Here is an 18,913-nt window from a genome sequence, read left to right as displayed (position 1 = left end):
TACCCCAAGGTCATCGTGGCGGCGACGCTCGACAACCTGAAGGCGGCCGGCTTCCACTGGGCGACCCGTTCCGGCGTCACCGTGGCCATCTCCGACGTCGTCGTTCCCGAGGCGAAGAAGGAGATCGCCGAAGAGCAGCAGTCCGGCCACGGCGGCGGCCGCCCACGTGGTGACGCAGGCCGAGGCGCCGAGCCGCCGGGAGCGCGGCCGGTCGTCGCCGGCGCGGAGGTCCGCGACGGCGGGCAGGTACCAGACGCTGCCCGAGAGGCAGAGCGCCGTCGCTCCGACCGCCAGGACGATGTGGGACATGGGTGCCCTCCCGGGGGTCAGTGCCGTGCCGCTTCGAGCTGGGCGACGTCGGGGTGGTGCAGGTCGAACGCCGGGGATTCGGAGCGGATGCGCGGCAGGGCGCGGAAGTTGTGCCGCGGCGGCGGGCAGGACGTGGCCCATTCCAGGGAGCGGCCATAGCCCCACGGGTCGTCGACGTCGACCTTCTTGCCGTACTTGGCGGTCTTCCAGATGTTGTACATGAACGGCAGGATCGACAGGCCCAGCAGGAAGGAGCTGATGGTCGAGATGGTGTTCAGCGCGGTGAAGCCGTCGGCGGCCAGGTAGTCCGCGTAGCGGCGGGGCATGCCCTCGGCGCCCAGCCAGTGCTGCACCAGGAACGTGCCGTGGAAACCCACGGTGAGCGTCCAGAACGTGACCTTGCCGAGGCGCTCGTCGAGCATCTTGCCCGTGAACTTCGGCCACCAGAAGTGGAATCCGGCGAACATGGCGTAGACGACCGTGCCGAACAGCGTGTAGTGGAAGTGCGCGACGACGAAGTACGAGTCGGAGACGTGGAAGTCCAGCGGGGGCGCGGCCAGGATGACGCCGGTCAGGCCGCCGAAGACGAACGTGACGAGGAATCCGGTGGCCCACAGCATCGGCGTCTCGAAGGACAGCGAGCCCTTCCACATGGTGCCGATCCAGTTGAAGAACTTCACGCCGGTCGGGACCGCGATCAGGAAGGTCATGAAGGCGAAGAACGGCAGCAGCACGCCGCCCGTGACGTACATGTGGTGCGCCCACACGGTCACGGAGAGGCCGGCGATCGAGATCGTGGCCGCGATCAGGCCCCAGTAGCCGAACATCGACTTGCGGGAGAAGACCGGGATGACCTCGGAGACGATGCCGAAGAACGGCAGCGCCAGCACGTAGACCTCCGGATGGCCGAAGAACCAGAACAGGTGCTGCCACAGCAGCGCCCCGCCGTTGGCCGGGTCGAAGACGTGCGAGCCGAACTTGCGGTCCATCTCCAGGGCGAACAGCGCGGCCGCCAGCACCGGGAAGACGAGGAGGATCAGGACGGCGGTCAGCAGCACGTTCCACGTGAAGACCGGCATGCGGAACATCGTCATTCCGGGGGCGCGCATGCAGATGATGGTGGTGATGAAGTTGACGGCGCCGAGGATGGAGCCGAAGCCGGACAGCGCCACCCCCATGATCCACATGTCGGCGCCGACACCGGGGGAGTGCACCGCGTCCGACAGCGGCGCGTACGCGAACCAGCCGAAGTCCGCGGCGCCCTGCGGGGTGAGGAAGCCCGCCGCGGCCGTCAGGGAGCCGAACAGGAAGAGCCAGTAGGCCAGCATGTTCAGACGGGGGAACGCCACGTCGGGCGCGCCGATCTGCAGCGGCATGAGCCAGTTGGCGAACCCGGTGAACAGCGGCATCGCGAACAGCAGCAGCATCACCGAGCCGTGCATCGTGAACGCCTGGTTGAACTGCTCGTTCGACAGGATCTGCGTGCCGGGACGGGCGAGTTCCGCCCGCATGAGCAGCGCCATGAGGCCGCCGATGAGGAAGAACGCGAACGCCGAGACGAGGTAGAGCGTCCCGATCTTCTTGTGGTCGGTGGTCGTCAGCCACTCCACCACCGGGCTGCGCGGCGCCGTGACGGCCCCTCCATCGGCCATGGGGTGCCCGTCCGCGGACACCCCTCCCTTCGTACCCACCGTGTCCACTGGTCGGGGACCTCCGTGCTCGTGCTGCTGAAGACGGCGGCCGGGAAGGGACTCGGAGTGAGGGGGAGCCGTTGCTCTTCCCGGCCGCCATCACATGATCAGCCGCGCCGGGAGGGCGCCGGAGGGGCCGGACAGGCCTTCGAGCGGGGGCCGTTGGTCCCTGAAAGCGGCGCAGCCGGCCCGCGGACGGCGCTCGGCGGCCAGAAGACCGTCACCGGGATGCCGCGGGCGCGGGCGAAGGCCACGAGGTGCGCCGTGGCGTCCCGCCCGTCGGACGGCGAGCCGTCCCAGAGCGCCACCACCTGCCGGCAGGACCTGATGAGCTGCTCATCGGCGGAGACGGAGGCGTCGCGGTCGGCCGGGTCGTACGGCAGCAGCCGCACGTGTTCGGCCAGCACCAGCAACTCGCCGGCCGCGGCCCGGTCGTACGCGGGGAGCGCGGCCGCGCCCGGCGCCGGCGCGGGCAGCAGCACGACGAGCTTGCGGCCCGCCTCGCGCACCGCCCGCCCCACCACCAGGGGCAGGCCCGCTCCGGCACGCACCAGGACCGACGCCCCCGTGGCGCAGCGCTCCAGCAGATCGCGCAGGTCGGCGGCGAGCGACGTGCCCGCGGCCAGGTCCCGGTGCCCCACCACAGCGATCACCAGTCGACTCCGTTCACTCGATTCACCTGACGCAGGGACGGCACACCCGGCCGCCCCGCCAGAAGATCGTTCCGAGTGCCCGGCCGGAAAGGGCCGAACGGCCCTGATCACCGGGGCCGGTGGGCGCCTTCGTCCGAGTGGACGGCCGGGGCGCCACGGCGCAGCCTGGACCCATGGGGTCGCTCATCCGCTCGCCTCCCCGGCCGGGAGCGGGCACCCTCGGCCGGGGGCTGTTCCTGCTGGGGCAGTGCCTCCCGTTCGCGCTCGTCCTGATCGTGGTGGGCATCGAGTTCTCCCCCGCCCACTTCCTGTACACCGGCCCGATCCTCACCGCGACGCCGGCGCTGGCCGCCGTCACCATGGGCCCCAGGGGCACCCTCGCGGCGACCGCACTCGCGGTGCTCGTCAGCGTGTGCACCGCGACGTACAACCAGGCCTGGGGCACCCAGCAGGTCTACACCAACTTCCTGGCCCTGTTCCTGGTGTCGGCCGCCAGCATCACGACGAGTAGCGCCGTGAGCACGCGCCGGAAGAACGAGCTGGACCAGGTGCGCCGCATCGCCACGGCCGCGCAGGAGGTCATCCTGCGGCCCGTCCCCGACCGGCTCGGCACGGTCCGCGCGGCCAGCCTCTACCTGGCGGCGGAGAAGGGCGCGCAGATCGGCGGCGACCTGTACGAAGCCGTGCAGACCCGCTACGGGATCCGCCTGCTCGTGGGGGACGTGCGGGGCAAGGGCCTGCCCGCCGTGCGCGCCGCCGCGGCCGTGCTGGGCGCGTTCCGGGAAGCCGTGCACTACGAGGACGACCTGGCGGAGGTCATGGACCACTGCATGGCCTCGCTGCGGCGGGAGTGCGCCGTGCCGGGCGCGTTCAGCGAGGAGGCGCTGGCGGAGGGCTTCGTCACCGCGCTCGTCGCCCAGGTGCCGGACGGGCCCGTCGTCGAGGTCGTCAACCGCGGCCACCCGCCCCCGCTCCTCCTGCACGAGGGCAAGGCGCGCCCCCTCATGCCCGCCTCCCCGCAGCCGCCGCTCGGCCTGGAGGACCTCATCATCGGCGTCTCCGAGGCGGAGACCTTTCCCTTCGGCCCCGGCGACCGCCTCCTCCTGCACACCGACGGCGTGATCGAGGCCCGCGACCCCGACGACGGGTTCTTCCCCCTGGCCGACGCCATGGAAGCGGTCCACGGCCGGGCCCGCACCCCGCAGGAGTTCCTCGACCTGCTGCACGAGGCGCTGCTCCGGCACACCGAGGGCCGCCTGGCCGACGACGCGGCGATGCTCCTCGTCGACCGGTGCGAGGAGCCCGGCCGTCCCGCCGGCGCGGTGGCCGACTGACCCCGCCGCCCCGCACGCGTACGGAGGCCCGTACAGAAATCACCCGACTGCCCGGGCGACGATCAGGCCCGCCGCACCGGCAGCGTGCTGAGCTGGGAGCGCGCACAGGCCGGGCGAGGAGCGCCAGGGAGACACCGTGACGGACGCCGACGACATCGACCGGCAGGACATCCGGGTGGCCGTCGTCATGAACGGCGGCCTGAGCCTCGCGGTGTGGATCGGCGGAGTCGCCGCCGAACTCCACCTCCTGGCCATGGCCCGCCGCTGGGACCGGGCGGTCTACCGGCCCCTCCTCGACCTCCTGCACGCCGACGCACGCGTCGACGTCATCGCCGGGACCTCCGCCGGAGGCCTCAACGGCGCCTTCCTCGCCCTGGGCCTGGCCCGCGAACGGGACATCAGCTCCCTCTGCAGCCTGTGGCGCGACAAGGGGGACCTGGCGGAGCTCCTGCAGCACCCGCTCCGCCGCCGGGTGCCCTCGCTCCTGAAGGGCGACTACTTCCTCGACGAGCTCGGCAAGGCCCTGCGCCGCGTCCTGACGTCGCCGCCTCCCGCCGGCACCGGGGACGGGCGGCCCGCCGGCGACCGGCCCGTCGAGCTCATCATGACGGGCACCCTCTGGCACGGCCGCAAGAGCTCGTTCTGCGACGACATGGGCGTACGGATCACCGAGACCGACCACGACGCCCGGTTCCTGTTCACCGCGGACGGCGCGGGCCCGCACCCGGCCGGCGACCTCCGCGACGACGCGGTCGCCGACCGCCTCGCCGTCGCCGCACGCTGTTCCTCCTCCTTCCCCGTGGCATTCGCACCGCAGTGGGTGGAGGTGACCCCGGAGGACGGCCCGGCCGAGGGGCCCTGGTCGTCGAAGGCGGGCCGCGCCACCTTCCGCACCTCGCAGCACGTCGTCGACGGCGGCATCCTGCTCAACAAACCGATCCGGCCCGCCCTGGAGGCCGTCTACCGCCAGCCCGCACAGCTGCAGGTCCGCCGGCTCCTGACCTACGTCGTCCCCGACCCGGGGGAAGAACCCGCAGCAGCCCCCGCCGCACCGGAACCCTCCGGGAGCGTCCCCCCGCCGCCCAACGCCCCCGACGTCGTCCTCGGCGCGCTGACCCGGCTGAGGGCCACCGACTCCGTCTCCCGCGAACTGACCGAGATCCAGGACCGCAACCGCGACGTACGGCGGCGGCGCCGCGCCCGGGACCGCCTGGCGTCCGCCCTGACGGCCACGGCGGGGACGCTGTCCGAAGCGGCATGGCAGGGCTACGTGCAGGTCCGGGTGGAGTACGCCGCCGACACCATCGCCCGGTGGACGGCCGCGGGGCAGCTCCCGGCCCGCGTGGACCGGTGGAGCGAGCGGCAGATCGCGGACCGGCTGCGCCGCGTGCTCGACGACAGGCGCGCCCGGCCGGAGTCGTTCATCCCGCGCGGGGACTCCACCACCGACGCAGTGAAACGCACCGGCGCCGAGTGGGACTGGGGGCAGACCACCGTCCGCAGGCTGCGGGACCTCACCGTCGACGTCCTCAAAAGGGCCGTCTGGCTCGCGCCCACGGGCTCACCGCAGCGCGCCGCGATCGTCGCCGAACGCGAGCGCGCGAGCGCGGCGTTCGAGGACATCCAAGCCGACTGGAACGAGCTGGAGTCCCACTGGTCCGCCGCGGGAGCCGCCCTGCCGCCCTGCACGTACGACAAGCTCGGCCGGGCGACACCGGACAGCCTCCGCGCCCTGACGGCATGGCTGCGCAAGGCCGTCGCCGACCGGGACGGCTCCCCGGAAGACCCGGACGGCTCCCCGCAAGACCGGGACGGCTCCCCGCAAGCCGGGCCGCCCGCCTACGCGGCACGGCGGGAGCGGTGGTACGCCCAGGCCCAGGAGCTCGCCGGCTGCCTGGAGAACAGTGCGGGCGCCCTGCGGGACGTCGCCCGGACCGGGAACGCCGTCGTCGACCCCGAGCGCACCGAGCAGGCACGCCTGCAAGCGCTGACCGGCTTCCTCTTCGGCCCGGGCGAGGAGGGCGTCCTGCCCCGGATGCTCCGCCTGGAGGTCGTGCTGGAGGCGTACGGCGGCGCTCACAGCGACGCCGAGCAGGAGGTCGAGCTGGTCCAGGTCTCGTCGCGCCGCCCCGATCTGGTCACGGGCAGGCAACTGCACCACTTCGGCGCCTTCTACCGCGCCTCGTGGCGGGTCAACGACTGGATCCACGGACGCCTGGACGGCGCGGCGCACCTGGTGCGGATCCTGTTGTCGGCCGAGCGGCTGCGCCAGGTCTGGGCCCGTGAGGAGGCCACCGCCGCGGCCGCCGCTACCGACCGCCTCGTGGCGATGATCCGCGACTGCACCCTCGACGGCGCCGAACCGGCCGACCGGGCCTGGCTGGAAGAGACCTGGCAGCAGCAGTACGCCGCCGCCTGCGAGGGCTTCGTCCGGGAACGGATCGTCCCCGCCGCGCCCGCGCCCGCGCCCACGGACGCGGACGAGGACGCCGGCGTGGGTGTGCAGGACGATCCCCGGCTGGGCCTGTGCGTCGAGGCCGTCACCCACGCACTCCACACCCGGATCCTCCGGCAGGAGCTTCCCGCACTCGCCGACGCGGTCCGCGCGGAGGGCGACGGCAGGCCCGCGGGCAGCACCGAGTGGCTCGCCGGGTACGACGCGGCGACGGCCGGCACCGCACCCGCCGACCGGGCGATGCCACCGAAGGTGCTGTGGCAGCTGTGGGACAACGCCCACCTGATCGGCAGCCAGCGAATCGGCGAGGAGGCGGGCGGCGACCTCCTCGCCAACACGGCGGCGCAGGCCGCCGCCGTCGCCACCGGCGCCTTCGGCACGCTCTCCCGCGTCAAAGCGGTCGGCGCGGTGCTCGGCGCGCTCCACGGCTACACCCTCGCCGTGTGGGCCATGGTCCGGTTCCTGACCCGCCCCGGCAACTTCGGCAACCGCGTCGTGCGCCTGACCGTGGCCGCCGGAGCCGTCCTGCTGGCCGTGTCCCTGTTCGTCCCCGCCATGCCGGTGGCCTTCACGCTCGCCGGGGTGCTCCTGCTGCTCGCGGGCTGGTCGGCCGCCGCGCTGCTGACCCGCGACACCCGCCGCGTGGGCCGCAGACTGGCCGTCGTCACGGGGTTCGCCGTGCTCGTCGCCGCGGGCTACGTGTACACACGCCTGCAGGACGAGGATGCGCGGGAAGGGCTGTGGAGCCTGGCGGTCAAACTCGGCGCCGCGCTCCTCGTCATCCTCCTGGGCATCTTCCTCGCCCGCACCCCCGGGCCCCGGGCCGCCGCGCGGCGCCGGGACGAATGAGGGCCCCGCAGCGGCCCTTCCGGCCCGCTGCGGGCAGCGGCTTTCAGCCGATGGTGATCTCCAGCTCGCCGCTCCCGTTGACCCGGGCGGACAAGGCGGTGAGGTCGGCGATTGTGGCGTCGGCTTCGAGCTCGTCCGGGCGATGCGTCGTCGTCAGGGCGATCGTCGCCATGCCGGCCGCGCGTCCGGCGGTCAGGCCCGCGGGCGCGTCCTCGACGACGACGCAGCGGGCCGGGTCGAAACCGAGGCGCTCGGCCGCCAGGAGGAACGGCTCCGGGTGCGGCTTGTAGCGGGTGATGTCGTCGTCCGACGTGATGAGGAACTTGGGGTGGACGCCGACCTGGTTGAGGCGGGTCTCGGCCACGCGCCGGCTGCTGGAGGTCACCACGGCCCAGCGGTCCTGCGGCAGCGACGCCAGCAGCGCGACGGCGCCGGGCACGGGCACGACGCCGCCGGCGAGCGCGTCGGCGACCTCCGCGTCGACCAGGCGGCGGAGCCCCTCGGCGACCTGATCCGCGGGCAGGAGCGCGGCGGCGATCTCGGCGGCCGGGCGGCCGTGCACCTCGACGCGGGCCACGACCTCTTCGAGCGTCATGCCGTACGACTCGACCCACCGGCTCCAGACGTGCCTGACCGACCACAGGGAGGAGACCAGCGTCTCGTCGCTGTCGAACAGGAGGGCATCCGCCGTGAATCGCATGGCTGGGAGCGTACATGGCGTGATCGCGCGGCCGGGGCGGCGGGGCGTGGCCGCGGCCGGGCCGGGCGGAAATCCACTCGGCAACTCCGGCTGCTCCGTGCACAGTGGCCCCATGAGAGGACGAGGGCTGGATCACGACGGGACGATCGCGCGCGAAGGCTCCCTGGACCGGGTGGCGGCGGCGTTCGTCCCCGTCGTCGACGCCGCGCGCGCTCGCATCGCCGGGACGTTCGGCGGCATGCGGCTGCACAGCGCCTACGTCTACGGCAGCATCCCGCGCGGTACGTCCGTTCCGGGCGTCTCCGACCTCGATCTCCTGCTCGCCCTCCACGACGAGCCCACCGACGCCGACCGCGCCGACGCCGCGTCGGTCGAGGCGGCGCTCGACCGGGCTTTTTCCGAGATCGACGGCGTCGGCATCCTGCTGGCCGGCACGCGCACGCTGCTGAGCGACCTCGAACGCCACGACCTCGGGTTCTTCGTCGCCTGCCTGTGCACCCCGCTGCTGGGCACCGACCTCGCCGGGCAACTGCCCCGCTACCGCCCCACGTCCCTGCTCGCCCGCGAGACGAACGGCGACCTCGGCCTCGCGCTTCCGCGCTGGCGCGCCCGCGCCGCCGGAGCAGTCACGGCCGGCGAACGCAAGGCGCTCGGCCGCGGAGCGGCCCGGCGTCTCGTGCGCACCGGATTCACCCTCGTCATGCCCCGCTGGGGCGGCTGGACCAGTGACCTGGACGAGTCGGCCGCGCACTTCGGCCGCTTCTATCCGGAGCGCGCCGAGCAGATGCGCATCGCCGCGGCCACGGGCCGCAGCCCCTCGGCCGATCCGGGGGTGCTCGGCATGCTCATCGACGATCTGGGGCCCTGGCTCGCCGCGGAATACACGGCCGTGCACGGGGAGAAGGCGCCGCGTCCGTGAACGGCTCGCATGCGAGGCCTCTCTTGCCGATCGGGGCTTGCCGATCGGGCCGGGGCGCGACCGACGCGTGACATTGTCCGCGTCGTGTTGCGGAACGGCAACCGGCTGAGGCGCGCGCGGAGCCGGGCCCGTACAGGGTGGCGACGGGGTCCCGGGACGGTCCGGGGCCCATGAGTGGGGGGAACTCGCATGTTCCGCAAGCAGACCGCAGTGATCGTGTCGTCGGCCGCCGTCGGAGCCCTGCTGCTCACCGGCTGCGGAGGCGGAGACGGCAAGGACTCCGCAGCACCGGCCGGCCAGGCGTCCGCTGTCGCCGGCGGCAAGGCGAACGGGGAAGCCGTGGACTTCCGCAGCGGTACCGCGAAGGCGAACAACGCCCCGCCCATGACGGGGGACTGGGCGAACGAGCCGGGGAAGCCGGCGGTGAAGCCGGAGGCGACGCGGTGGGTGCAGCTCACCGCGTCCAAGGCCGGCGCGCTCGACCCGGTGGTGGTCAACGGCGCGGGCTTCACGCTCTACCGCTTCGACAAGGACAGCGCGAACCCGTCGAAGTCCGCCTGCAACGGTGAGTGCGCGACCACCTGGCCGCCGGTCCTGGTGGCGCCCGGCGGGAAGATCTTCCTTGACGGCGTCGACAAGTCGAAGGTCGGGGTGGTCAAGCGCGACGACGGGACCCGTCAGGTCACGGTCGGCGGCCGGCCGGTCTACCGCTTCAGCAAGGACACCAAGCCGGGCGAGACCAACGGGCAGGGAGTCGGGGGCACGTGGTTCGGCGTGACGCCCGACGGCAAGAAGGCCGGCAAGGGAGGGGGCGGGGTCGGCGGTGGCGCTCAGACCGGCCCCGCCTCCAGTGTCGTCCTCTTCGACGAGCGCAACTTCGGCGAACCGGCCCAGGGGCTGGCGGGCAAGGGCTGCCAGAACGTCGCGCGCGACAACGTGGCGTCGTCCCTGCAGGCCCGCGGCAGCCTGAAGATCTGGTCCGAACGCAACTGCACCGGCAGGTCCAAGGTCGTGACCGGTGACGTCGCCGATCTCGCAGCCATCGGCTTCGACAACGACGTGTCCTCGGTCTTCTTCGGCTGAGCGGATGAGGCGGGGGCGGGGCCGGCCGGAGGTCACACCGCGGCCGACGCCGCCTCGGCCGCGCCGGCCCCCAGGAGGTCGCGGAGCAGCCGGGTGGCGGGGAGCGACCCGTGCAAGTAGACGTGTTCTCCGCGCTGTTCGACAGCCGAGAGCAGGGTGCGGAAGGTCGCCTTCGCTTCTTCGGGCCGGCCGGCGTGGTACTGGGCCTGGCCGAGGAGCCCCAGATGGAGGGGGTGACGCAGGAGGGTGCTGGAGCGGCGCAGTTCGGCCAGGGACGTCTGCATCAGGGCGAGGCCGTCCTCTTCGAGGCCGGAGTGGGTCAGGCCCCATCCTTCGAGCACGCCCAGCATGCCCTTCCAGTAGAGCAGGCCGTGTTCGCCGGCCACCCGGACGCCCTCGGCACCGGAGAAGCGCGCCCGCTGGGCGTCGCCCTCCCAGGCCGCCACGACCGCGTCCACGTAGAGGGCGAAGGACCGGTCGGAGGGCCTGCTGTCGTACTCGGTCAGGTGCAGCAGCTGGTGGCGGCGCGCCCTGGCGGTCCGCCGGTTGCCGAGGAGCCAGTGGGTGAACGTGTTGTACGAGCGGCAGGAGACGCGCGGGTCGTGCTGGAAGGTGCGCGCCAGCGAGTGGCCTTCGCCGGCGTAGCGGTCCGCCATGTCGACGCCGTGCTCCAGTTCGGCCAGCGCCTGGGACAGACGGCCTCGGACGTGCAGCACGATGCCCTCGCCGTACGCGGCGCCGAGCACCGCCACGGGCGCCTCGGTGCGTCCCGCGAGGTCGCGCAGCAGGCCGGAGAACCGCCGGGAGGCGTCGTAGCGGCCGGTGACCAGGTAGGCGGCGCACAGCGCCCACAGCACCGAAGGGTCCTCGGGGGCCTGGGCGGCCGAGCTCAGGGCCCGGCCGTGCGCGAGGGCCCGCTCGGCCTCGGGGTGGCCGTAACCCCGGGTCGTGGCCAGCACTTGGCCGAGCTGGACGTGGAGCCGCCGTTCCAGGGGCACGACGGTGGGGTCGTCCTGGGGGAGCAGGTCGACGAGCTGCACCGCGCGCCGCAGCCATGTCTCCACGCGCTCGTACGCCAGTTGCTGCTCGGCCTGCTCGGCGGCGCGCAGCAGCCGGGGGAGCGCCTCCGCCGGGGAGAGGGTGTTCCTCGCGTGCCACGTGTGGTGGGCGACGCGCTCGGCGCTCGTGTCCCCGGCGCGCCCGTGCCGGCGGGTGCTCAGCGCTTCGGCGACCCTGGCGTGCAGCCGCTGCCGCTCCTCGCGCGTGAGCTCTTCGATGAAGGTCTCCTGGACCAGGGCGTGGGCGAAGAGGAGCCGCCCCGGGTGCTGGAGGTCCTCGCCGAGCAGCCCGGCGCGGATCGCCGACTCCAGCGCCTCGGCGACCGGTTCGTCCTCGGTGGCGGTGCGCCGCAGCAGGTCGGTGTCGACCTCGGCGCCGATGACGGCGCACAGCCGCAGCACCCGCAGGACCGGTTCGGGCAGCGCGGCGAACCGCTGGTGCAGCACGTCGCGCACCCCGCTGGGCACGCGCGTCAGCAGCACCTCGACCGCGTCCGGGCTGCGCAGGCTCCGGGCGTCCCCCAGGAGGGAGAGGAGCTGCATGACGAAGTACGGGTTGCCCTCGCTGCGCCGGTGCAGCGCTTCGACGACCCCGGCGTCCACGCCCGGCCCGGCCTGGGCCACGACCAGGTCGGCGACGGCCTGCCGGGAGAGCCCGTCCAGCCGCAGGGTCTCCGTCCGGGGGCCGCGCAGGACCTCGGAGAGCATGCGGCGCAGCGTGGCGTCGGACTCGACCTCGAACTCGCGGGCGGTGAGGACGATGGCGAGCGGGTGGCCGTGGCAGCGAGTGCTGAGGAGTCTGAGCAGGTCGAGGGAGGGGGCGTCGGCCCAGTGCAGGTCCTCCAGGAACAGGACCAGCGGGCTCCGGGCGGCCAGGGCGAGCAGGACCTCGCAGACCGCGTCGTGGGCGAGGAACCGGGCCTGGCCCCAGTCGGCCTCGTTGCCCGGGGCGCGGCCGGCGCCGCCCGACCACTCGGGCATGAGCGGGGCGAGCAGATGGCAGAAAGGTTTCGTTGCGGCCTGGAAGGCATCGGGGCGGCTGACGGACAGCCGCCGGAGCACCTGCGTCCACAGCCAGTAGGGCGGCACGCCCTCGCTTCGGAAGCAGTAGCTCCAGATGACTTCCAGCCCCTCGCCGCCGCTGCCGGCGGCCTCCAGGCGCGGGGCGAGTTCGAAGAGCAGCCGCGTCTTGCCGACCCCCGCGGGGCCGAGCACTCCGGCCACGTACCCCTGGCCGGCCAGTGCGCCCGCGGCCGCGGTGGTCAGCCGTTCCAGCTCCTCGCCGCGGCCGGTGAAGGGGGACTGGCCCGCCGGCCGTGGCCTGTGTCCGGCTGTGCCGGCCCCGTCGGTCTCGTCGGCCCTGCCGGCGGGGTTCGCTCCGTCGGCCTTTTCGCCCGCGCCCGTTGTGCCGGGTGCCTCCGTCGTCCCAGGCATCGGAGGCGTTCCAGGCGTCCCAGGCACCGCAGGCGTTCCAGTTGTGACGGCATGCCTGGTCCCGGCGTCCTGCACGGCGGTTATGACGCGCGTAGAGTCGTCCGGCCGGAGGGTCCTGCCACCTGCAACGGCGGTGACAGCGGCGGCGGCAGTGGCGGCAGCGGCTCTTCCGGCGGCGTCGCCCCCTCCGGCTTCGGCCCCGGCTCCTGCCCCGGTGGCCTCGCCCGTCACGACCGCATCGGGCTGTTCCTCCTCCCGGGCCTTGCCCCCGGCAGCTGTCTCGCGAGGCGTCGGGCCGCCCGTCGGCTCCTCCGTCCCCGGCTCATGGCGGAGGATCGCGGTCCGTACACGGCGGAGCGCGGCGGTGGTGCCGACGCCGAACTCCTCGGCCAGGTGGCTGCGCGTCCGTTCGTACACCTCCAGCGCCTCGGCCTGCCGCCCGAGCCGGGAGAGGGCGGTCATCAGCTGGCCGACGAGGCGCTCCCGCGCCGGATGGCGGCGTGCCTCGCGGTCGAGGTCCGCGGCCACTTCCTCGGCCGCCCCGAGGGCCAGCCGGGCCTCCGCGCAGGACTCGACGGCCGTGAGCCGGACGTGTTCGAGCCGGGTGCTCTCGTCGCTGAGCGGCGGATGGCCGTCGAACTCCCCGTAGGGCGTGCCCCGCCACAGCGCCAGCGCCTCCGTGAGCCGGTCGCGCGCGGCGAGCGGATCGGGCCGGTCCAGCAGCCGGCGCCCCTCGGCGACGAGGAGTTCGAAGCGGAAGGTGTCGATCTGTTCGGGGGCGAGTTCCAGGACGTAGCCGCCGGCCCGGTGGCGCAGGACGGACGCGCCGCCGGGCCCGGCCGTCGGCTGGAGGGCGCGGCGCAGGTGCGAGACGTGGCTCTGCAGCGTGGCGACGGCCTGGCGGGGCGGCTCCCCGCCCCACAGCTCCTCGACGAGCAACTCCGTGGGCACGACGCGGCCGAGGCGGACGAGGAGGAGGGCGAGCAGCGCTTTCCGGCGCGGCGGTCCGAGCGGGAGATCCTGCCCGCCGTGGCGGGCCGACATGGGGCCGAGCACGCTCAGAAGTGGCTCGATCGGGACGGTTGCCGCCGGCTGATCCGCCGGGGACGGACCCGGCGCGGGGGATGCGGGCATGTCGGTCCCAATCGGTCTGGCACGCGCGACGGCGCTGACGGCAGCCGGCACTGCACTGCCGGCGCCTTCCAAATCGGATCCTTGCATAAGGAACAGGGGCATTCCAAGATCGCGACCAGCCAACGGCAAGCGAACCGCAAGGCCTTCGCAAGGATTTCGTCAGATCGGTGAAAAGCGGGTGCGGGCGACGGCAAGGAATCCACAGCGGCATGGTCAGGCCACCCGCAAGGACGGTGGCGCACGATGCACGTCATCGGAGACCACTGCTCACCCGGGGGACACAGGAACATGACGCAAAAGCACACCGCCGCGGCGGTGGCGTGACGCATTCCGCCACCCGGTCGCGTGCGGTCCCGGTCCCCGGCCCCCTCGGGGCCACGACCACGGCGCCCGGGGCCGCGACCACGGCGTCGCGCGGATCCTCACGGGCGAGCACCTGACCCTGCGCGGGACGAGGCCCGGCGCGGCCGCCGGGCCTGCTCGGCGTCCCCGTGCCGGCGTCCCCCTGAACGTCGTCGACCGGTGCGCCGCAGCGCCGCGTCGGCCTAGGACGGAGAACGCGTCATGAACAACGGAACCGGCGTCCCCGGCCACGACCAGGACATCGCCGTCGTCGGCCTTTCCCTGCGGCTGCCCGGCTCGCGCACGCCCGACGAGTTCTGGGACCACCTGGCCGGGGGCCGCTCCCTGATCAGCGAGGTGCCCGAGCGCCGCCGGCGCCGGGAGGACCGCCCCGGCCGGCCGCGCCCCGAGCCCGACGGGACCGGCAGCGTCTGGGGCGGCTTCGTCGACGACGCGGACTGCTTCGACGCGGACTTCTTCTGGATCCCCCCGCACGAAGCGCGGTCCATGGACCCGCAGCAGCGGCTGGCCCTCGAACTGAGCTGGCACGCTCTGGAGGACGCCGGATTCCGGGCCGACCGGATGGCGGGCTCCCGCACCGGCGTCTTCATCGGCGTCCACCGCTGGGACTACGCCGAGCTGATCGAGCGCGAGACCGAGGAGACCGGCGCCTTCCCCCCGGCCGGGGCCGCCCGCGCCGTCATCGCCGACCGGGTGTCCTACCACTTCGGTTTCCACGGCCCCGCCGCCGCCAACGACACCGCGTGCGCGGGCTCCTTGGTGGCCGTCGAGCAGGCCGTGCGGGCGCTGCGCCGCGGCGACTGCGACCACGCCCTCGCCGGCGGCGTCAACCTGTCCTTGTCGCCCCGGCACTTCATCGCCTTCGCCAAGGCGGGCATGGTTTCGCCCGACGGCCGGTACCGGGCCTTCGACGCGAACGCCAACGGCTACGTGCGCGGTGAGGGCGGCGGCGTCCTCCTGCTCAAGCGGGCCGCGGACGCCCGCCGCGACGGCGACGCCGTCCACGCGCTCATCAAGGGCGCCGGCAGCAACCACGGCGCCCGCACCAGCTCCCTGACGGTCACCGACCCGGCGGCCCAGGCCGAGCTGATCGCCAAAGTTCACCGCCGGGCGGGCGTCGCACCCGAGACCGTCACGTACGTCGAGACGCACGGCCCCGGCACCCCCGACGGCGACCCCATCGAGATCCGCGGCCTCAAACAGGCCTTCGCCGACCTGCACGAGAACCGGCCGGAGGAGGGAGCGGACCGGGCCGGGGCGGCCGGCGGTCCGCCCGGAACCGGCACGGGGTTCCCCGGCCGGGCCGGAGCCGGTCTGCCCGGGACCGGAGCCGGTCTGCCCGGCGCCGTCAAGGGACCGCGTGGCGCCGGCAAGGTCCGGCCGGAGGCGGGCAAGGCCCGGCCCGAGGCCGCGCAGGGGCACCGCTGCGGAGTCGGCTCGGTGAAGACCAGCATCGGCCACCTGGAGGGGGCCGCCGGCATCGCGGGCATGCTCAAGGTGATCCTCTCCATGCGCCACCGCAAGCTGCCCGCGACCGTCGGTTTCGAGGAACTCCACCCGCTCATCGAGCTGGACGACAGCCCGCTGTACGTCGTGGACCGCCTCACCGACTGGACCGCCGGGGCCTCGGGGCCCGCCGCCGGCCCGGCGGCACCGCTGCGCGCGGGCGTCAGCTCCTTCGGCTTCGACGGCACCAACGCCCACGTGCTGCTGGAGTCCGGCGACCCCGTCGCCGCGGCCGGCGCGGAGCACGGAGAGCAGTGGCTGCCGGTCTCCGCCAAGGACGACGACCGGCTCCGCGAGACGTGCGCCGGGCTCGCCCGCTGGGCCCGCACCCGCATCGAACGCGACGACGCCCCCGCCCTGGCCGACATCGCCCGGACCCTGCGACAGGGCCGCGTGCCGATGCGCGAGCGCGTGGTGTTCCGCGCGGGCGGCCTCGCCGAGTGGGCGGCCCAGCTGGAGCGCGTCGCCGCGGGGGAGGAGCCGCCCGCCGGCTGCCTCCGCGGCCGGGCCCGCGCGCACACTCCCGGCGGGCCCGCCGCGGACAACCCGGCCGCACGGGCTGCCCGCGCTGCGCGCAGCCCGGAGGAGGACCGCTTCGGCGAGTTCGCGGCCGCCTGGGTCCGGGACCTGTCCGTCGACTGGGCGCAGTTGCCGGAACACGGCCGCCGCGTCCACCTCCCCGGCTACGCCTTCGCACGGACCCCGCACCGGTTCGCGCCCGCCGAGACCCCGGAAGCCGGTGCCACCGCCACGCCCCCGCAGGCCGCGCCGGACGAAGGGCGCTACGCGTGGCGCGCACCGCTGGATGCCGCATGCCGGGACGGTGGAGGCAGCCGACGAGACTCGGCCGCACCCGCGGTCCCGTCCGTCATCAACGGCCGTGAAGCGCATGCCGCCCCCGCCCCCGCCCCCGCCCCGGCCACGTGGGCGTGGCTCCGGCACGACGGCGACGAAGAGGCCGAGTGGGCCGTCGTCGCGCCCGGCGCGCCGGACTCCCCGGCCCACGCCCCGCTCGCGGCGCTCCTGAAGGCCGCGCATCACGAAGCCGCGCGCGAGGAGACCGCCCCGTCGAACACCGGCAAGCTCGTGCTCCTCGGCGCCTGCGAGCAGGACGGCAGGGCGGAGGAGCCCGCCCCCGGCCGCGACGGCCGCCGGCCGCGCCGCACGACCGCCGAGCCGCCCCCGGCGACCACCGGGGAGAGCCTGCTGCGCGACGGCGGCATCTACTGGGTCACCGGTGACGCGGACGGCATCGGCCTGCTCCTGGCCGAGCGGCTGTGCGAGCGCCACCGCGCGACGGTCGTCGTCGGCGGCCGGGCGGCGCGCAGTCCGGCGGTCGACGCCCTGCAGGTCCGTCTGCCGCACGGCGAGGTGACGTACCGGCCCACCGACCTCACCGACGAGGACGCCGTACGCGCCGCGGTGTCCGACATCCGCATGCAGTACGGCCGGCTCGACGGGGTGTTCCACGCGGCGGACGTCCCCGACGACGGCCGCCTCGCCAACAGGCCGCTCGCGAGCACGGGCGCCGGCCTCTCGCCCGTGGTGGACGGTGCCGCCCGCATCGATGCCGCGACCCGCGGGCTCGGCCTGGACTTCCTCCTCCTGTTCGGCTCCGTGGCGGGCGCCGTCGGCAACGCCGCCCGGGACGACCACGCCACCGCCCGCGCCGGCGTCAACGCCTGCCTCGACGCCTTCGCCGCACGACGACGGGCCTCCGCGGCCTGACCCGCGGCGGGGCGCACCGCAGCCCCGGCCCGGAGCCGGCCGAGCCGGCCGATCCTGCCTGGAGCCGGCCGAGCCCGCCCGGAGCCGACCGGCCCCGCCCGGAATTGGCCGGAATCGCCCGGAATCGGCCGGCCCCGGCCCGGAGGCCGTCCGCCACCGGGCGGGGCCCGTGGTCAGACGATTCTGATGACCGCCGTCGGGCACCGCTCGGCGGCCTCTTCCACCGCCTCCCGCTGCTCGGCGCCGGGCGTGGCGTCGAGGAGGATCACCGTGCCGTCCTCGTCGTCCTGGTCGAAGACGCCGGGGGCGACGAGCACGCACGTGCCCGCGCCGCAGCACACGTCCTTGTCGATCTCGATCCGCATCAGGGCCGCCTCCTCACCAGCGCACCGGCAGGCCCAGGACGCCGTACGTCACCATCATCTCCCGGGTGCCGACCTCGTCCACCGGAACAGCCAGCTCCAGCCCGGGGAAGCGGCGCAGCAGCGACTCGTAGCCGATGGAGAGCTCCAGGCGGGCCAGGTGGTGGCCCATGCACTGGTGGGGGCCGCTGCCGAAGGCGAGGTGCCGGGAGGTGCCGCGGCGGATGTCGAAGACGTCAGGGTCCTCGAAGGCGGACGGGTCGCGGTTGGCGGCGGGCAGCGACACCGTGACGACCTCGCCCTTGCGGATGGACTGACCCTCGAACGCGAAGTCCTCGGCGGCCACCCGGATCGGGCCGATCTGCACCACGCTCAGGTAGCGCAGCAGCTCTTCGACGGCATCGTCCATCAACGACCAGTCGGCGCGCAGGGCCGCCAGCTGCTCGGGGTGGCGCAGGAGGGCGTAGGTGCCCAGCGCCAGCATGTTGGTGGTGGTTTCAAGGCCGGCGATGAGCAGGACGATCGTGATGCCGAGGAGCTCTTCGTCGGTCAGGTCGGTCTCGACGGTGAGCCGGCCGAGGATGTCCTGGCCCGGGTCCTTGCGCGCGGCGTCGATCAGGGCGTGCAGCATGCCGCCGAGCAGCACCATCGACTGCTGCATCTCCTCGCCGCTGCTGGAGAGACTGAAGAGGACGTCGACGTGGTGCCCGAACTGCGCGCGGTCCTCCTCCGGCAGCCCGAGCAGCTCGGAAGTGACCAGCGTGGGCAGCGGCTTGGCGAACGCCTCCACCAGGTCGACGGGCCCGCCCTTGCCTTCCATCTCATCCAGCAGACGGTCCGTCATCTCCTGGATGCGTGGCCGGAGTTCCCGCACCCGCCGGATGGTGAAGTGCTTGCTCAGCAGGCGGCGGTAGCGGGTGTGGTCGGGCGGATCCATGTTGACGAACATGCCTGCCGGCAGCGCGTCGGTGCTCAGCTCGGAGCCGGGCACCTTGACCGGAGAACGCTTCCCGGCCGGCAGCGAGCTGAAGCGGGTGTCGCCCAGCACGGCCCGCGCGCTCTGCAGCCCGGTGACCAGGCGGCCGACGTGCCCGTCGGGGTACTGCAACGGGGTCACCGGGCATTCCTCGCGCGCTTCCGCGAAAGGGGCCGGCGGGTCGAAGGGGCAGCCCGCGGGGCGCGCCGTCGGGAAGGTCCGTGCTAAGCGATTCCCGGATTCTCGCGATTGCGTCATGAACGATGAAACCTCTTCGCCGGAGGGGAAAAAGGAGAAAGGCTATACGGCCCATGACTCTCCTACAACTGCCCCTAGTGTTCTCCTTAGTGATGCGCGTC

General features: G+C 74.0%; 12 protein-coding genes. 5 read left to right on the top strand and 7 right to left on the bottom strand.

The features are described from left to right. The 3 genes from B7P34_RS36735 to B7P34_RS13295 all read right to left on the bottom strand — a co-directional run. Positions 1-309: hypothetical protein (locus tag B7P34_RS36735; RefSeq protein WP_146166810.1), on the bottom strand; the 309-nt coding region annotated here is incomplete at its 3' end. A gap of 17 nt (positions 310-326) precedes the next feature. Beyond that, positions 327-1,961 (bottom strand): aa3-type cytochrome oxidase subunit I, encoded by a 1,635-nt coding sequence (gene ctaD, locus B7P34_RS13300; protein ID WP_223267812.1) that lies wholly within the window; start codon positions 1,959-1,961, stop codon positions 327-329. 146 nt (positions 1,962-2,107) lie between these two features. Continuing rightward, positions 2,108-2,653 (bottom strand): hypothetical protein, encoded by a 546-nt coding sequence (locus B7P34_RS13295; protein WP_223267811.1) that lies wholly within the window; start codon positions 2,651-2,653, stop codon positions 2,108-2,110. Positions 2,654-2,826: 173 nt separating this feature from the next. On the opposite strand from B7P34_RS13295, the gene B7P34_RS13290 reads away from it, so the two are divergent. After that, positions 2,827-3,987, top strand: a complete 1,161-nt coding sequence (locus B7P34_RS13290; protein ID WP_106676136.1) for a PP2C family protein-serine/threonine phosphatase — start codon at positions 2,827-2,829, stop codon at positions 3,985-3,987. A 136-nt stretch (positions 3,988-4,123) separates the two neighbouring features. Beyond that, the gene (locus tag B7P34_RS13285; protein WP_106676134.1) at positions 4,124-7,291 is read left to right on the top strand and encodes a patatin-like protein; all 3,168 of its coding nucleotides are present in this window, start codon (positions 4,124-4,126) and stop codon (positions 7,289-7,291) included. 43 nt (positions 7,292-7,334) lie between these two features. On the opposite strand, the gene B7P34_RS13280 is transcribed toward B7P34_RS13285, so the two are convergent. Continuing rightward, complete coding sequence (locus B7P34_RS13280; protein WP_106676133.1) at positions 7,335-7,991, bottom strand: HAD-IA family hydrolase; 657 nt, start codon at positions 7,989-7,991, stop codon at positions 7,335-7,337. A 112-nt stretch (positions 7,992-8,103) separates the two neighbouring features. Between B7P34_RS13280 and B7P34_RS13275 the strand changes: the two genes are divergently transcribed. Continuing rightward, on the top strand, positions 8,104-8,910 hold the full coding sequence (locus tag B7P34_RS13275; RefSeq protein ID WP_106676141.1) for a nucleotidyltransferase: 807 nt from the start codon (positions 8,104-8,106) through the stop codon (positions 8,908-8,910). Between the two features lie 189 nt (positions 8,911-9,099). Further along, positions 9,100-9,993, top strand: a complete 894-nt coding sequence (locus tag B7P34_RS13270) for a hypothetical protein (protein WP_106676131.1) — start codon at positions 9,100-9,102, stop codon at positions 9,991-9,993. 32 nt (positions 9,994-10,025) lie between these two features. Here B7P34_RS13270 and B7P34_RS39380 read toward each other — a convergent pair whose 3' ends face one another. Then, entirely contained in the window at positions 10,026-13,529 is a 3,504-nt protein-coding gene (locus B7P34_RS39380) for a BTAD domain-containing putative transcriptional regulator (RefSeq protein WP_106676130.1), read from the bottom strand. Positions 13,530-14,183: 654 nt separating this feature from the next. Between B7P34_RS39380 and B7P34_RS13260 the strand changes: the two genes are divergently transcribed. Further along, positions 14,184-17,216 carry an SDR family NAD(P)-dependent oxidoreductase gene (locus B7P34_RS13260; protein ID WP_106676128.1) on the top strand — a complete coding sequence of 1,011 codons (3,033 nt, stop codon included), beginning with the start codon at positions 14,184-14,186 and terminating at the stop codon, positions 17,214-17,216. Positions 17,217-17,389: 173 nt separating this feature from the next. Here B7P34_RS13260 and B7P34_RS13255 read toward each other — a convergent pair whose 3' ends face one another. Continuing rightward, positions 17,390-17,581, bottom strand: a complete 192-nt coding sequence (locus B7P34_RS13255; RefSeq protein ID WP_106676126.1) for a ferredoxin — start codon at positions 17,579-17,581, stop codon at positions 17,390-17,392. A gap of 13 nt (positions 17,582-17,594) precedes the next feature. Beyond that, entirely contained in the window at positions 17,595-18,695 is a 1,101-nt protein-coding gene (locus B7P34_RS13250; protein ID WP_223267810.1) for a cytochrome P450, read from the bottom strand. Positions 18,696-18,913 lie beyond the last annotated feature (218 nt).

The sequence above is a fragment of the Streptosporangium nondiastaticum genome, from assembly GCF_003011965.1.
Lineage (GTDB): Bacteria > Actinomycetota > Actinomycetes > Streptomycetales > Streptomycetaceae > Streptomyces > Streptomyces nondiastaticus.
Note: the sequence above shows the minus strand (reverse complement) of the source record. Positions and strands in the feature narration are given on the sequence as shown.

Coding starts and splice junctions, on each gene's coding strand:
- ctaD (WP_223267812.1), bottom strand. CDS start 1,961: ATGGCCGATGGAGGGGCCGTCACGGCGCCGCGCAGCCCGGTGGTGGAG.
- B7P34_RS13290 (WP_106676136.1), top strand. CDS start 2,827: ATGGGGTCGCTCATCCGCTCGCCTCCCCGGCCGGGAGCGGGCACCCTC.
- B7P34_RS13280 (WP_106676133.1), bottom strand. CDS start 7,991: ATGCGATTCACGGCGGATGCCCTCCTGTTCGACAGCGACGAGACGCTG.
- B7P34_RS13275 (WP_106676141.1), top strand. CDS start 8,104: ATGAGAGGACGAGGGCTGGATCACGACGGGACGATCGCGCGCGAAGGC.
- B7P34_RS13270 (WP_106676131.1), top strand. CDS start 9,100: ATGTTCCGCAAGCAGACCGCAGTGATCGTGTCGTCGGCCGCCGTCGGA.
- B7P34_RS39380 (WP_106676130.1), bottom strand. CDS start 13,529: ATGTCGGCCCGCCACGGCGGGCAGGATCTCCCGCTCGGACCGCCGCGC.
- B7P34_RS13260 (WP_106676128.1), top strand. CDS start 14,184: ATGAACAACGGAACCGGCGTCCCCGGCCACGACCAGGACATCGCCGTC.
- B7P34_RS13255 (WP_106676126.1), bottom strand. CDS start 17,581: ATGCGGATCGAGATCGACAAGGACGTGTGCTGCGGCGCGGGCACGTGC.